Genomic DNA, 15261 nt, shown 5'->3' with positions numbered 1-15261 from the left:
CGGCAGGCCCCGGAATTGGGCTGATAGATCCCCGTGACTGTGACGAATGCGCCCGACGCGGCCGACGAACAGCAGACGGTGACGCCGCAGGCCCGCACGGCGCTGTGGGCGAGCCTCGTCGGGACCACGATCGAGTGGTACGACTTCTTCCTGTACGCCACCGCGGCAAGCCTGGTGTTCAACCAGGCGTTCTTCCCCGACCAGTCGACGTTCGTCGGCACGCTGCTGTCGTTCGCGACGTTCGCCGTCGGATTCGTGGTGAGACCGATCGGCGGATTCGTCTTCGGCCACGTCGGCGACCGCATCGGCCGCAAGAAGACCCTCGCGCTGACGATGCTGTTGATGGGTGGCGCGACCGCTCTGATGGGTGTGCTGCCGACTGCCGCCCAGATCGGCGTGCTGGCTCCGATCCTGTTGCTGCTCTTGCGCATTGTGCAGGGCTTCGCGCTCGGCGGCGAGTGGGCCGGCGCGGTGCTGCTGGCCGTCGAGCACGGCCCGTCCCGCAGGCGCGGGTTGTTCGGCAGCATCCCACAGGTCGGCTTGGCTCTCGGACTCGCCCTGGGCACAGGCGTTTTCGCCCTTCTTCAGGTGGCACTGCCCGACGACGCGTTCCTCGCCTACGGATGGCGGATCGCGTTCCTGTTCAGCATCGTGCTGGTGATCTTCGGCGTGGTGGTGCGACTGAAAGCCAGCGAGACACCGGCATTCGAGAAGGTCCGCGATAGCGATGACCGCGCCGCGGTGCCCCTGAAGGAGGTCTTCCGCCCGCCGATCCTGAAATCGACTGTGCTGGGCATGCTCTCGCGGTGGGGAGAGGGTGCGGCATTCAATACGTGGGGTGTGTTCGCGATCTCCTATGCGACGGGCACGCTGAAGCTGGAGAAGGTGCCCGTGCTCGTCACCGTCACCGTCGCGGCCGTGTTGATGGCGGCGCTGCTGCCGGTGTCGGGTCTGCTGGCCGACCGGTACGGGCCGAAGAGGATCTACGCGATCGGCATCGCGGCCTACGCGGCTGCGGTGTTCCCGGTGTTCGCGTTGTTCGGCACGAAAGACATTGCGTTCTATGCGATCACGATGGTCGTGGTGTTCGGTGTGATCCACGCGTTGTTCTACGGGGCGCAGGGCACGCTGTATGCATCGCTGTTCCCGGCGCGCATCCGCTACACGGGCCTGTCGACGGTCTATCAGCTCTCCGGGGTGTTCGCCTCGGGCCTGACGCCGCTGATCCTCACCGCGCTGATCGGCGCGGCGGGCGGTTCTCCATGGCTTGCATGTGGCTACCTGGTCACGACGGCGGTCATCAGCGTCATCGCCACCTTGGCCCTCAAACCCGCACCGCTGCACACCCTTTGACGCATCGAACGTGGGGCCTATGTACAGAATTCGGGTCAATCGCGTACTGAAGCCCCACGCTCGCGCAGTTTTGTGCGAACTCGATCGACCACAACGTCAGGCCGCCGCAGCATGTCACCGCTGACCCGAATCACGGCCCACCCTGCCGCCTCGAGCAGAGCCAGACGTTCGATGTCCCAGGACCTCTGTCGGCCGTCCGTCCAGTGCTGGAGACCGTCGTACTCGACGGCGACTTTCCATTCGCGCCAGCCCATGTCGACGCGAATTCGAAGCTCGCGGAACACGATCTGAGTTTCGGGCCGAGGCAGACCGCCGTGCAGCAGGATCAGCCGCACTCTCGTTTCCTGCGGAGACTCGGCGCCGCCGTCGACTAGCTCCAGCAACCCGGGGATACGCGCGACGCCCCGCGCTCCAGGGTGGGCGGCAGCAACGGCGGCCACGGCCGCGGGCGAGACACGCGTCGCATTCATCAACGCGTCGACAATGGGTACCGCCTGATCTGGTGGTCGGGTACGGCCTATATCGAAGGCTGTGCGCGCGGGCGTCGTCGCGTCGACGCCTGCGACAAGGCACGTCTCCCCGGCAGCCAGAGACCACGAGTGGGCGAGAATGCCTGCGGCCGCGTGCCGGTCGGGACGAACGATCTCTGCGGGCGCGGCCGGATCAATCCACTTGGTGCCGAGGACAGCCGCCGCCGACAGTCCTCCCAGAACGGCGCCGGTGGCCAGCCACGCGGCTTCCGCCTTGATCTGCGCGGTGAGCGCGACGTCGCGGGGAAGGTAGACGTCGCGATAGATCAGACGGTGATGACGAGCCAAACCGCGTCGAGTGAGCAAGCCATTGCGCACCGCCGCACTCCCGAGGAAACATTCCATGCCGCGACCGTCGCCGCGGGCACCGACGAGAGTGGGCCTCCCGCACGCTTTTCGGGCCGAACCTGTGCATAGAACCCACGTTGGGGATGAACGAAGAAGGCCCGGCCCCGCGAACGGGACCGGGCCTCTCTCGTACTGGGACTTAGAAGTCCATACCGCCCATGCCACCGGTCGGGTCGCCCGCAGGTGCGGCGGCCTTCTCCGGCTTGTCGGCAACGACGGCCTCGGTGGTGAGGAACAGCGCCGCGATCGAGGCTGCGTTCTGCAGCGCCGAACGGGTCACCTTGACCGGGTCGGCGACGCCGGCCTTGAGCAGGTCCTCGTACTCACCGGTCGCGGCGTTGAGGCCGTGACCCGCAGGCAGATTCGAGACCTTCTCGGCCACGACACCGGGCTCCAGACCACCGTTGAAGGCGATCTGCTTGAGCGGAGCCGACAGCGCCACACGGACGATGTTGGCACCGGTGGCCTCGTCACCCGTGAGCTCCAGCGCCTCCAGAACCGGAGCCGACTGCAGCAGAGCCACGCCACCACCGGCGACGATGCCCTCTTCGACGGCAGCCTTCGCGTTGCGGACGGCGTCCTCGATGCGGTGCTTGCGCTCCTTGAGCTCCACCTCGGTGGCAGCTCCGGCCTTGATGACTGCAACGCCACCGGCCAGCTTGGCCAGGCGCTCCTGCAGCTTCTCGCGGTCGTAGTCGGAGTCGCTGTTCTCGATCTCGGCACGGATCTGGGCCACGCGACCGGCGATGGCATCGCTGTCGCCGGCGCCCTCGACGATCGTGGTCTCGTCCTTGGTGACGACGACCTTGCGGGCGGTGCCCAGCAGCGCGACGTCGGCGGTGTCGAGCGACAGGCCGACCTCTTCGCTGATGACCTGGCCACCGGTCAGGATCGCGATGTCCTGCAGCATGGCCTTGCGGCGGTCACCGAAGCCCGGGGCCTTGACGGCGACGGACTTGAAGGTGCCACGGATCTTGTTGACCACCAGGGTCGACAGGGCTTCGCCCTCGACGTCCTCGGCGATGATCAGCAGCGGCTTGCCGGACTGGATGACCTTCTCCAGCAGCGGCAGCAGGTCCTTGACGGTCGAAACCTTCGAGGAGACCAGCAGGATGTAGGGATCCTCGAGGACCGCTTCCTGACGCTCGGCGTCGGTCACGAAGTAACCCGAGATGTAGCCCTTGTCGAAGCGCATGCCTTCGGTGAGCTCCAGCTGGAGACCGAAGGTGTTGCTCTCCTCGACGGTGATGACACCCTCGTTGCCGACCTTGTCCATAGCCTCGGCGATGAGCTCGCCGATCTGGACGTCGCCCGCGGAGATCGCGGCGGTGGCAGCGATCTGCTCCTTGGTCTCGACCTCCTTGGCCGACTTCAGCAGGCCCTGAGTGACGGCCTCCACGGCCTTCTCGATACCGCGCTTGAGGCCGAGCGGGTTGGCGCCGGCTGCGACGTTGCGCAGACCTTCGCGAACCAGAGCCTGGGCGAGCACGGTGGCAGTGGTGGTTCCGTCGCCGGCGACGTCGTCCGTCTTCTTGGCAACTTCCTTGACCAGCTCAGCGCCGATCTTCTCGTACGGGTCCTCCAGCTCGATCTCCTTGGCGATGGACACACCATCGTTGGTGATCGTGGGGGCGCCCCACTTCTTCTCGAGGACGACGTTGCGACCCTTGGGGCCCAGCGTCACCTTTACCGCGTCGGCGAGGCTGTTGAGGCCCCGCTCGAGACCGCGACGGGCCTCTTCGTCATACGCAATTGTCTTAGCCATTGCGAAGTGTTTCCTCCGGGATTGGGGATGCACGTCTGTTGGTCGGAGTCAGTGCCCGCGACGGACGATTGGGGCTGTGCTCGCAGATGCGGCCCCGATCTCACCGGTCCGACCTAGCACTCACCGGTCGCGAGTGCCAAGTGCCTTTCTAGCACTCGACCTGGGCGAGTGCAAGGTCAGGTGCCCTGTTCAGGATCGTTGCGGGCGGGCCCGGAGGCCGTCCTCGATCACCCGAGCCACCCGGTCGGAAACTTCGGCGCCGTACAGCTGCGGCACCTTGCACACCAGCAACAGCGCTTTGACCTCCGGTACCCCGATGTCCGTCCGGGCCGTACCGGCACCCTGGGCGGCAGTGAGCAGCTCCCCGAGCAGCGCCATCAGCGAGGCCTCGGCGCCGGGAGCCACCGCCTCGAGGTCGATGCCGTACCCGGCGACCGCGTCGACCAGGCCGTGGTCGGCGGCAGCCGTCCGCACCATCTCCCGCAGGAAGGCGAATAGGGCTTCACCTGGGCCTTCGGACTCCAGAAGCGCGCGTGCGCCCTCCTCGATGCGGCGCAGCCTGTCTTCGACGACGGCGACGACGAGCGCGTCTTTCGTCGGGAAGTGCCGGTAGACGGTGCCGGCGCCGACCCCTGCTCGGCGGGCGATTTCGTCGACGGGCACTGTGAGCCCTTCGGTCGCGAAAGTCTCGTAGGCGACCTCGAGCACCCGCAGCCGGTTGCGCGCCGCGTCGGCGCGTACGGGTCGGGCGGCGGTCACGGTTTCCCTTTCAGCGAACAGTAAGCGGGGCGCGCGTTCCGTATAGTCGGAACCAACCGGGGCGTGCGCTCCGTTTAACGAGTCTAACTACTTTGACGCGAGGAGAACCGCATGACCGACTGGTCCGCCGCCGACATCCCCGACCAGACCGGCCGCACCGCCGTGATCACCGGCGCGAACACCGGGCTGGGCTTCGAGACCGCCAAGGCGCTCGCCGCCAAAGGTGCGCACGTCGTCATCGCCGTCCGCAACGTCGAGAAGGGCAAACAGGCCGCGGCCCAGATCGCCGGCGACGTCGCCGTGCAGGAGCTCGACCTGACGTCGCTGGACTCGATCCGCAGCGCCGCCGACGAGCTCAAAGGCCGCTACGACGACATCAACCTGCTGATCAACAACGCGGGCGTCATGACGACGCCGAAAGGCACCACCAAGGACGGTTTCGAGCTGCAGTTCGGCACCAACCATCTCGGCCACTTCGCGCTGACCGGCCTGCTGCTGGAACAACTGCTCGACGTGCCCGGGTCGCGCATCGTCACCGTCAGCAGCAACGGCCACAAGATGGGCGGCTCCATCCACTGGGACGACCTGCAGTGGGAGCGCAGCTACAGCCGGATGGGCGCCTACACCCAGTCCAAGCTCGCCAACCTGTTGTTCACCTATGAGCTGCAGCGCCGGCTCGCACCGCGCGGCACCACGATCGCCGTCGCCGCCCATCCCGGCACCTCGACCACCGATCTGGCACGCAACCTGCCGCGGCCGGTCGAGCGGGCGTTCCTGGCCGCCGCACCCGTGCTGTTCGCCCAGACCGCCGACCGCGGCGCCTTGCCGACGCTGCGCGCGGCCACCGACCCCAGCGTGCTCGGCGGCCAGTACTACGGCCCCGACGGCATCGGCCAGCAGCGGGGCAAACCCGTCGTCGTGGCTTCCAGCGACCAGTCCTATGACATCGATCAGCAGCGCCGGCTGTGGGAGATCTCCGAGGAGTTGACGAAGGTGACCTTCCCGATCAGCTGACACGGGCAGACTGGGCGCCGTGTCACTGGTCATTCCCCCATATCCGCCGGCCCGCTACACCGCCGACGAACCCGAGAAGAGCGCGTGGCTCAAACGCGGCGACGCGGAGGCCGATCACTCGACGTTCGGGCTGGTGGAGTACCACTACCTCGCCAATCAGCAGGAGACGGGCGGTGAGTACGGCCTCTACCGCGTCAACATCGCCCCGAAAGGCGGCGGCCCCGGACCGCACTTCCACCGGGCGATCTCCGAGGCCTTCTACGTCCTGTCGGGCACCGTCCGGCTCTACGACGGCACCGACTGGATCGACGGCAGCACCAACGACTACCTCTACGTCCCGCCGGGTGGGATCCACGGCTTCCGCAACGAGGGCGACGAGCCGGTGTCGATGCTGATGCTGTTCGCACCCGGCGCACCCCGCGAGTTCTACTTCGAGGGGCTGTCACAGGTCGGCGAGCTGTCGGACGAGGAACGCGCCGAGTGGTTCATCAGGCACGACAACCACTGGGTCGAGTAGCCGCACAGACACGCCGCACCCGGACACGCCGCGAACGTGCCATCGCGGAACTGCCTGCCCTAGACTGCATTCCGGTCGGAAGGAGTCGTGGGTGCGGGCTGATGCTGAGCCTATGTCCGGCTCGGCCGGAACGCCCGGTGCCCAGGCACTGCGGGGCTGGCAGCGGCGAGCGCTGGTCAAATACCTGACCGCCAAGCCACGCGACTTTCTCGCCGTCGCCACCCCTGGAGCAGGCAAGACGACGTTCGCGTTGCGCATCGTCGCCGAACTCCTCGGTGAAGGAACCGTCGACGCGGTGACGATCGTCGTCCCGACGGAGCACCTGAAGATCCAGTGGGCGCAGGCCGCGGCACGCCAAGGCATCGCGCTGGATCCCAAGTTCTCGAACTCGAACTCGCAGACGTCGTCGGAGTATCACGGCGTCGTCGTCACCTATGCCCAGGTGGCCAGCCACCCCAGCCGGCACCGGGTGCGCACTGAGAATCGCAAGACGCTCGTCGTGTTCGACGAAATCCACCACGGCGGCGACGCCAAGAGCTGGGGCGACGCGATCCGGGAGGCGTTCGACGACGCGACGCGGCGGTTGTCGCTGACGGGGACCCCGTTCCGCAGCGACGACAGCGCGATCCCGTTCATCACCTACGAGACCGGACCCGACGGATTCGCCCGCTCGTCGGCCGACCACACGTACGGCTACTCCGACGCCCTCGCCGACGGCGTGGTGCGGCCGGTGATGTTCATGGCGTACTCGGGTGAGGCGCGGTGGCGCGACAGCGCGGGCGAGGAGCATGCCGCTCGTCTTGGTGAGCCACTGACGGCCGAGCAGACGGCGCGCGCGTGGAAGTCGGCCCTCGATCCCAGGGGCGAGTGGATGCCCGCGGTGATCGCAGCGGCCGACAAGCGCCTGCAGGGCAAGCGTCAGCACGTTCCCGACGCCGGCGGCATGATCATCGCGACCGATCAGACGGCGGCCCGCGCATACGCCGAGCTGCTGACAAAGCTCACCGGTGAGGCGCCGACGGTCGTGCTGTCCGACGACAAGGGCGCCTCCGACCGCATCTCTCAGTTCTCGGCGGGCACGTCGCGGTGGCTGGTCGCGGTGCGCATGGTGTCCGAGGGCGTGGACGTGCCACGGCTGTCGGTCGGCGTATACGCGACGAGCGCGTCGACACCGCTGTTCTTCGCGCAGGCGATCGGCCGGTTCGTCCGGTCCCGCCGCGCGGGCGAGACGGCGAGCATCTTCCTTCCGTCGGTGCCGAACCTGCTGCTGCTGGCCAGCGAGATGGAGGCGCAGCGCAACCACGTGCTCGGCAAGCCGCACCGGGAGACCGAAGAAGATCCGCTCGACGCCGAGCTGGCCGAGCAGAAGCGTGACGAGCCCGGCGAGGAAGAGAACAAGATCGAATACCTCGGCGCCGACGCCGAACTCGATCAGGTGATCTTCGACGGGTCATCCTTCGGGACGGCCACGCCCGCGGGTAGCGACGAGGAGGCCGACTACCTCGGCATCCCGGGCCTGCTCGATGCAGCCTCGATGCGAGATCTGTTGCGTCGCAGGCAAGACGAGCAGATGCAGAAGCGCACCGAGTCGGGCGCTGCGGTGCCGAAGTCGACGCACGGGCAGTTGCGTGATCTGCGCAGCGAGCTCAACACGCTGGTGTCGCTGGCACATCACAGGACCGGAAGGCCGCATGGCTGGATCCACAACGAGTTGCGTCGCCGCTGCGGCGGGCCGCCGGTGGCGGCGGCGACGCGCGAACAACTCAAGGAACGCATCGAAGCCGTGCGGATTTTGCAAAGGGAACTGACCGCCTGACGAAAGGCCGCCCAATTCGGCGACCACGTTAAATTTCATCGCTCGGTCTTGCATTTCCACAGTTCAGCGGGTTTAAATTCATCCTGGGCACGCAATGCGTGGGGGTGGACATGATCACGATCGAGCAGTTTTCGCAAATAACGACCGAGGTCCATTCGGCGGCCGCCGCACCGGACCGGTGGGTCGGCGCGCTGGAGCTGGTCCGCACCACGCTCGGCGGCACCGGCTGCGCATTGGTCAGCGCCGACAACGGCCCCCGCGACGCCCTGTCCTGCAGCATCAGCGCGCCCGCCATGCGGGACTACAAGGACTATTACCGGGATCTCGACTACGTGCTGGAAGCGGTCGACGCGAGCGCGGTCGGGACAGTGCACGCGGGCGAAGAGCTGATCGCACTGAATCCGCGTTCCGAGTTCAACGCCGACTGGATGCGTCCGAACGAAATGGACGGCGGCCTGTTCGTGCGCATCACCGAACGTCCACGCACGGTGTCTTTCCTGGTGGCCGCCCCTCAAGGCAACAAGTCGTTCGCCGAACCAGATAAGGCCAGGGTTGTCGAACTCTTGGTTCCCCACTTGCGGCATGCGCTGCACACCGAGAACATCCTGTCCGAACTGCGCGGAGAGGTCCGGCGCCCCGCCCATCCGGTCGATGCGATGACCGCGCCCGCCGCGGTCCTGGCCGCCGATACCACGGTGCTGCAGTCCAATCAGGCCTTCGACGCGCTGATCCGATGCAGCACAGGGTTTTCCGTTCACTGCGATCGTCTCACGCTGACGATGCCGCGCTCGGACATCGAGTTCCGTCGCTCGATATCCGCAGCCACTGCATCCGCCGAGCGCACCGGTAATTCGCTCCGGTTGCCGCGCACGGGAGAGTTGCGGCCACTGATCGTGACAATTTCACCCGTGTGGGAGCAAGGACTCCCACACGCCCTGGTGGTCATCGTCGATCCCGACGAGCGCCGCGCGCCACCGAAACCCGTTGTGCAGCAGATTTTCTCGCTCACCAATGCCGAGGCAGAGGTAGCGCTGCGCATCGGCCGGGGCCAGACGCTGTCCGTGATCGCAGACGAGTTGTCACTCACGGTGGCGACCATCAAGACCCATCTGCAACACGTCTACGACAAGACCGACACCCACCGCCAGGCCGAATTGGTGCGCCTGCTCGCGGCCATCACGCCGTAGCGGAAATCGCTGCAGGAGCGCTCGACTCAAGGTTCGGCGCCCTTTGCAACACGCGCCGCAACATCGCGGGTTTCAAAAGCGCGGTGGGCGGTTCAAGCATGCCGGTGACCCGCTGGAACTGCTGGGTCACAAACGGATCGATCTGACTCGCGCGCAACACCCGGTCGATGTAGGCGTTCGTCAGCTTCGTCGACATCGTCCTCTTACCCTCGACCTCCGGCAATGCCAGGTCCGACCCCACGGCGGTGCGCCAGGCGACCTGAATGCCGCGCGCGGCTGCGCGGTGGAATCGACGCTGCAGCCCCTGTGGGCCGCGGAGCAGGCAGTCGCGGAGCACCATCGCGTCGATGGCGGCGATCGTCATCCCCTGACCGTAGATGGGGTTGAAGCTGGCCACCGCGTCACCGGTGACGAGCAGCCCCTCGGGCAAGCGGCGCAGTTGGTCGTAGCGCCGCCACCGGCTCGCCGGAAACCGGTGCAGCGCAAGCTCGGCCAGCGGTTCGCTGTTCCGCACGGCGTCGTAGACGTACTCCGGCATCAACTGCTTTGCGTGGCCGAAGAATTCGTCGACGCTGGCAGGTGGTGGGACGTGTTTACCCAGGCTGCCGATCAGGACGCTCCAATGGTCGAACTCGCACCGCGAGAGGGCGAACCCGTAAGGCCGTCCCGGCTGGAAGAGGTCCAGGAACAGGTACTCGTGCAGAACTCCGTCGGGGATCCGCACCGGCATGCTCACATAGCTGATGTTGACGGCCAGCTGATCTTCGCGCGGCCGCGCGTATCCCATCTCCTGGAGGAACGACGGTGTCCTGGAGCCGCGACCGGTTGCGTCGACCACGAGGTCGGCGTAGAGGTCGGTGGTCGAGTGGTCGGCGCGGCTGGTGACCCGCGCGCCGACGACCTCACCACCGGCCGAGATCAGCATGTCGAGATCGTGGCCGTCGAGGACCGTGACCACCGGTAGCGCTCGCACACGGCGGCGCACGTGGCTCTCGATGAACGGTCGGCTGGCATAGAGGATCCGCAACGACGTCGGGTCCGGGATGTGGCCCGTCTGGCTGGACAGATGGCCGCCGAATCGCGTGTAGAAGCGTGACAGATCGCCGTCACACCATTCATGGGCCCCGGCATCGACGATTTCCGCCGTGATGCCAGGAAAGATGTCCTCCATGACCTGCACGCATCGGGCCAGCACGACGTGCGGTTGCCTGCTCTGCGGCACCCCGCGCCGCGGCGCGGCACTGTCGTCGAGTTCGTCGCGTTCGATGATCGTCACGCGGTCGTAGAACTCGGTCAGTACCCCCGCTGCCAGCAGCCCGGCCATGCTCGCCCCCAGCACGACAGCATGATTCCCCTGGTTCCCCATGGCTCAATGAGGCACCACGCGGGCGCAAAAAACCTCAGCCGAACGGTTGATCTTTGGTTGAGTCGGGCACGACTGATCAGCGCAGGAGCGCGATGACCTCGGCGATGTCGGATAGTGCGGAGGCCCGCCCCGGTAGCTCGTCGAACACGGTCCAGTAGCTGATTCCGAACTCATCTCGACGCGCCGCCAGCTGTTCTGCCATCTGTTTGTGGGTGCCGATGAGCACAAACGGCGATGACAGCAATGCATCGGGGTCGGCGTTGAACTTCTCCGCGAGCTCGGCGGCTGCCTCGCGCCGGTTGTCGGTGACAACGACCGCCTGAATCAGCGCGTTGAGCTCAATCTCGGGGAACCGCTGTCCCGCCGCATCACGCACCACCGCGATCCTGTCGGCAAGGCCTGGACCGTCGAAGTGGGTCAGCCGTACCCGGGTCGCGTCGTGGTTGTGGGTGATCCCGGCGAAGCCGACGATGTCGGCGACATGGCCGGCCAGTCGGAGCACGCGGGTGCCGTTGCCGCCGATGAGGATCGGCACCCGCCGCGTCGGAGCGGCGATGAGTTCACCTGACTGCGCGTGCACCTGGTAATAGGTGCCGTCGACGTCGACTGGCTCTCCGGCCAGCAGTCCACGGATGATGGTGACAGACTCGATGAGCCGTGATACGCGGATGCCAGGGCCGTCGAACGGGATTCCCGCGGCATCGTATTCGGACTTCATATGGCCGGCGCCGATGCCCAGTTCGAATCGTCCGTCGGAAAGCGTTGCCAATCCTGCCGTTTCACGCGCAGTTTCGACTGGGTGGCGGAAGTCGTTGTTGAGCACCAGGGTCCCGACGTGCAGACGTGTGGTGACGGCTGCAGCCGCGGCTGCGGCCGTGAACGGCGCCACGCCGGGTGCGAGATGATCGGCGAAGGTCAGGACGTCGATGCCGGCTGCCTCGACCCGCTGCGCGAACGCCCGCGCATGTTGTCCGGTGCGTGGCAGCGCAGCGGTCAGACCGAATCGCATGGGGTCACAGGCCGAGCAGCGCGGGCAGGTCGGCCACCGAGTCGATTACGTGGTTCGGTTGCATCGCGAATTCGTCTGCAGCCCACCGGTCCAACGTGTCCTGCCGGAACTTGCCCGTGCGTACCAGCACTCCGGTCATCCCTACGACCTGGCCGGCGAGCACGTCGTTGTTGAGGTCGTCGCCGACGACGTACATCTCGTCGGGGTCCACACCGAGACGGCTCGCCGCGGACAGAAACCCTTCCGGCGCAGGCTTGCCCACGGCGCTGGCCTTGCGGCCCGAGGTCTGCTCCATCCCGATCAGATACATGCCGGTGTCGACGCGCAGACCGTCCGCGGTGGTCCAGGCGGTGCTGCGGTGCATGGCCACCACCGGCACCCCCTGGGCCATCCAGTCGTAGACCCAGGACAGCGTCAGGTGGCTGTATTCGGGGCCCGCGCCACCGAGGAGCACCACATCGGGTGGTTCCGGTGCGCGGGGACCGTCGAATTCGCTCGAGTAGACGATGTCGATGCCCTGCATGTCCTCGGCGATCTGCCCGCTGTTGACGAGGAAGCACCGCGCGTCCGGGTGGCGGCTGCGGACGTAGTCGGCAGTCAGGACGGCGGCGGTGATCACCTCGTCGGAGCGCACCGCGATGCCCGCATCGGTCAGCAGGTCGGCGATCTGGGCGCGGGTCTTGGTGGTCGTGTTGGTCAGGTACGCGCAAGCGATCTGGTTGTCCGACAACGTCTGCAACGCCTCGGCGGCACCGGGGATCGGCGTCCACGAGGTCACCAGCACGCCATCGATGTCGAACAGAACTCCACCGATCGCCATGGTGCGACAGTAAACGGCAGGCGGTCGTCCGCAACTCGGGACCCGGGGACTTGACCCTCACGTGACGTGAGGCACCAATCTGATCGACATGACGCGGGAGATGCAGGTGGACGAACTCACAGTGGGCGAGGTCGCGCAGCGGTTCGGCGTCACGGTCCGCACGCTTCACCACTACGACGAGATCGGGTTGTTGTGCCCGAGCCGTCGTGGCGCCTCGGGTTACCGGCTGTACACGCCGGCAGATCTCGCACGGTTGTCCCAGGTCATCGTTCTACCGCCGACTCGAGATGTCTCTCGACGAGATCGCGAGTGTGCTGGACGAGGGCGACGCGGTCAGCCATCTCGTGCGCCAGCGGAACCGCGTCATGTCCCGGCTCGACGAATTGAAGGATCTCGTCGAGGCCATCGATCAAGCATTGGAGAAGGCGATGACGAACACCCCCATGACCGATGACGACATGCGCGAACTGTTCGGTGACGGCTTCGACGACTATCAGGCAGAAGCCGAGCAGAAGTGGGGCGAGACCGCGGAGTGGAAGGAGTCACAACGCCGGACGAAGAACTACGGCAAGGACGAATGGGTGCAGATCAAGGCCGAGGGCGAAGCGGTGGAGAAGGCCTTCGCCGACGCGTTCCGCAACGGGCTGCCTGCCGATTCGCCGGAAGCGATGGACGCGGCCGAACAGCACCGGCTGCACGTGAATCGATGGTTCTACGACTGTCCGCCGGCCTTCCATCGCAACCTGGGCGACATGTATGTCAGCGACCCCCGGTACGTCGCCACCTATGACGAGTCATTCGGGCTGCCGGGTCTCGCGGTCTACTGTCGCGACGCCATCCACGCGAACGCGGCTCGCCACCCAGGGTGACGTGGTCGCCGCGACCGTCCACGCGAGGTGGGCCGGCACGTCGATCACCTCGTAGCGCTTCACGCCCGCGGCGGTCGCGGCGATCAGCGTGGCCACCCCCGCCCTGCGCTGAAAGAGCGTCTGGCGCACGGTCCAGCCCACGATGCCCGCCGCGGCCACGCAGTCGCGGCGCCGCGTCAGGCTGCCCGACCGCGCCACCAGCCAGCCGTCGCCGACGCGGTGGCCCAGGGCCCGCGCCCGGTCGAACGCCAGGAAGGCGCTGAAGACAGCGAGCGCGCACAGCACGGCCCACGCCCATTCCGGCGCAGAAGGCCACAGCAGCAGCGCCACGGCGGCGACCAGAGGAAGGACGAAGGCTCGCGTCCAGCGCCGGCGCGTCGCGACTGGTCCATGCGTCGTCAGCGGTCCGGTCACGGCGTCCGGCTGGTCGATCAGGTCGACGAGCACGGTCGCGGCAGTGTCGCGCGGGCACGGCGGAAGCAGCTGCGACGCCTCGCCGCCGCCCGACACCCCGGTCATCACCGCGTCGAGGCGGGCACCGCCGAATGCCCGCACCAGCAACGGCTCCCGCAGGGTGCCGCCGCGCAGGCGGCGCATGTCGAAGGTGTGCTCGCGCACCCGCAGAAGGCCATGGGACAGGTGCAGCACCTCCGCGTTACGCCGCAGGACGAGGTTGCCGTACGTGACGAGCGACTGCAGAACCGACAGTGCCACAGAAGCGATCAGCACCACCGCCGCGGCCGCGGCGATGGCGACTACCACACCGAGATCATCCAACGCCTCCTCTCCGGCCCGCACCACACCTGAATGCCGAAGAGCACCAAGCACTCCCGCCTGGGACACGACACCGAACGCGGCCACGATCATGAACAGCCCGGTGAAAGTCAGCGGGCTGTACCGCAGCCACGTCGGCCGCCACCGGGCCAGCACCCGGGACGAATCGGACTCCTCCAGCCCCTCGAGAGAGTCGGCCAACAGTACGGCACGCAACTGCGCCACCTCGGCGACCGGCACGGCATCCAGCTCGAAAACCGTCTCGCCCTTGCCCTCCTGGCCGGTACTGACCTTGAGGACCGCCAGGCCGAGTAGCCGATGCAGCAGCCTGGCGTCGGTCGATACCGACCGAATCCGGTTGCGCGGCAACGACAAAACGTTGCGCTGAAGCACCCCGGTGCGCAGCTGCAGATCTGCTGGGCCGATGCGATACGTCGTGGTGAACCAGCGCGCCACGCCGTACCCGACCACCAGCACGACACCGACGACCGCCCACATCGGGTTCCCGGTCGCCGATCCCAGCACCAAAGAACCGATCAGAACGGGGATCTGGCGCAGCACCTCGTGGACGGGATGCACCAACAGCATCCGTGGGCTGAGCCGGGACCACTCAGTGTCTAATTCGCTCCTTGCGTGCGCGGCGTTCACGTCGCGTCCTCGGCCCCCAGCGCCGCGATGTCGGTCAGCCGTGCCACCACCTGGTCGGCGACCTCGACGTCCAGCGCGACGATGCGCACCGCACCCGCCGAGGACGCCGTCGTCACCGTGACGTTGGCCAGCCCGAACAGCCGGTCCAGCGGCCCCCGGTAGGTGTCGACGGTCTGCACCCGCGAGATCGGCGCAATCCGGCGCTCCTGCACCAGCCAGCCCGACCGCGTGTAGACCGCCGTCGGATCGAGTTCCCACCGGTGCACCCGGTAACGCCACAGCGGAGCGACGACGACGGAGACGGCCGCGCCGACCACGGTGCCCACCGCGACGAGGGCATGCGCCCAGGGCCACTGGCCGTCGAGCACGAACCACACCGCCTGCGCTACGACCACGAACGCCCATGGGATGGCGGCTCCCAGCGCCCAGACAAGTGGTGCTTTCCGGCTCGGCGGGTGCGCCGGTTCGACCAGATGCACGACTCCC

The 15261-nt window shown here is 67.1% G+C and carries 13 protein-coding genes and 1 pseudogene; 6 read left to right on the top strand and 8 right to left on the bottom strand.

Annotated features, from left to right (window positions below; all coding sequences use genetic code 11):
• The first annotated feature begins 33 nt into the window (after positions 1-33).
• Positions 34-1353, top strand: a complete 1320-nt coding sequence (locus tag P9A17_RS02315; protein WP_278036976.1) for an MFS transporter — start codon at positions 34-36, stop codon at positions 1351-1353.
• A 35-nt stretch (positions 1354-1388) separates the two neighbouring features.
• Here the strand turns inward: P9A17_RS02315 and P9A17_RS02310 are convergent, their stop codons facing one another.
• From P9A17_RS02310 to P9A17_RS02300, 3 genes are all read right to left on the bottom strand, one after another.
• Positions 1389-2228, bottom strand: coding sequence for a DUF559 domain-containing protein (locus tag P9A17_RS02310; RefSeq protein WP_278036975.1), 840 nt, complete (start codon positions 2226-2228; stop codon positions 1389-1391).
• A 142-nt stretch (positions 2229-2370) separates the two neighbouring features.
• Complete coding sequence (gene groL / locus P9A17_RS02305) at positions 2371-3996, bottom strand: chaperonin GroEL (protein ID WP_278036974.1); 1626 nt, start codon at positions 3994-3996, stop codon at positions 2371-2373.
• Between the two features lie 189 nt (positions 3997-4185).
• The gene (locus tag P9A17_RS02300; protein WP_278036973.1) at positions 4186-4755 is read right to left on the bottom strand and encodes a TetR/AcrR family transcriptional regulator; all 570 of its coding nucleotides are present in this window, start codon (positions 4753-4755) and stop codon (positions 4186-4188) included.
• Between the two features lie 111 nt (positions 4756-4866).
• Here P9A17_RS02300 and P9A17_RS02295 point away from each other — a divergent pair, with 111 nt between their 5' ends.
• From P9A17_RS02295 to P9A17_RS02280, 4 genes are all read left to right on the top strand, one after another.
• Positions 4867-5769 carry an SDR family NAD(P)-dependent oxidoreductase gene (locus tag P9A17_RS02295; RefSeq protein ID WP_278036972.1) on the top strand — a complete coding sequence of 301 codons (903 nt, stop codon included), beginning with the start codon at positions 4867-4869 and terminating at the stop codon, positions 5767-5769.
• A 19-nt stretch (positions 5770-5788) separates the two neighbouring features.
• Positions 5789-6286: a cupin domain-containing protein gene (locus P9A17_RS02290; protein WP_278036971.1), complete on the top strand. Its 498-nt coding sequence runs from the start codon at positions 5789-5791 to the stop codon at positions 6284-6286.
• A 112-nt stretch (positions 6287-6398) separates the two neighbouring features.
• Complete coding sequence (locus P9A17_RS02285) at positions 6399-8102, top strand: DEAD/DEAH box helicase (RefSeq protein ID WP_278036970.1); 1704 nt, start codon at positions 6399-6401, stop codon at positions 8100-8102.
• Positions 8103-8212: 110 nt separating this feature from the next.
• On the top strand, positions 8213-9289 hold the full coding sequence (locus tag P9A17_RS02280; protein WP_278036969.1) for a helix-turn-helix transcriptional regulator: 1077 nt from the start codon (positions 8213-8215) through the stop codon (positions 9287-9289).
• Here the strand turns inward: P9A17_RS02280 and P9A17_RS02275 are convergent.
• From P9A17_RS02275 to P9A17_RS02265, 3 genes are all read right to left on the bottom strand, one after another.
• Positions 9279-10628, bottom strand: coding sequence for an FAD-dependent monooxygenase (locus P9A17_RS02275; protein WP_278036968.1), 1350 nt, complete (start codon positions 10626-10628; stop codon positions 9279-9281). The two genes, P9A17_RS02280 and P9A17_RS02275, sit on opposite strands and share 11 nt — an antisense overlap.
• 103 nt (positions 10629-10731) lie before the next feature.
• Complete coding sequence (locus tag P9A17_RS02270) at positions 10732-11664, bottom strand: LLM class F420-dependent oxidoreductase (protein WP_278036967.1); 933 nt, start codon at positions 11662-11664, stop codon at positions 10732-10734.
• Positions 11665-11668: 4 nt separating this feature from the next.
• Positions 11669-12484 (bottom strand): HAD-IIA family hydrolase, encoded by an 816-nt coding sequence (locus tag P9A17_RS02265; protein ID WP_278036966.1) that lies wholly within the window; start codon positions 12482-12484, stop codon positions 11669-11671.
• Positions 12485-12590: 106 nt separating this feature from the next.
• On the opposite strand from P9A17_RS02265, the pseudogene P9A17_RS02260 reads away from it, so the two are divergent.
• A pseudogene (locus P9A17_RS02260) lies at positions 12591-13353 on the top strand (MerR family transcriptional regulator).
• On the opposite strand, the gene P9A17_RS02255 reads toward P9A17_RS02260, so the two are convergent.
• Both P9A17_RS02255 and P9A17_RS02250 read right to left on the bottom strand, forming a co-directional pair.
• Entirely contained in the window at positions 13279-14715 is a 1437-nt protein-coding gene (locus P9A17_RS02255; protein WP_278036965.1) for a PH domain-containing protein, read from the bottom strand. The pseudogene P9A17_RS02260 and the gene P9A17_RS02255 overlap by 75 nt on opposite strands.
• Positions 14716-14771: 56 nt before the next feature.
• Entirely contained in the window at positions 14772-15254 is a 483-nt protein-coding gene (locus P9A17_RS02250; protein ID WP_278036964.1) for a PH domain-containing protein, read from the bottom strand.
• Between the last annotated feature and the right edge of the window lie 7 nt (positions 15255-15261).

It is taken from the genome of Mycobacterium sp. 236(2023) (assembly GCF_029623955.1).
Lineage (GTDB): Bacteria > Actinomycetota > Actinomycetes > Mycobacteriales > Mycobacteriaceae > Mycobacterium.
The sequence above is the reverse complement of the archived record's forward strand: the minus strand, read 5'-3'. Positions and strand labels throughout refer to the sequence as shown.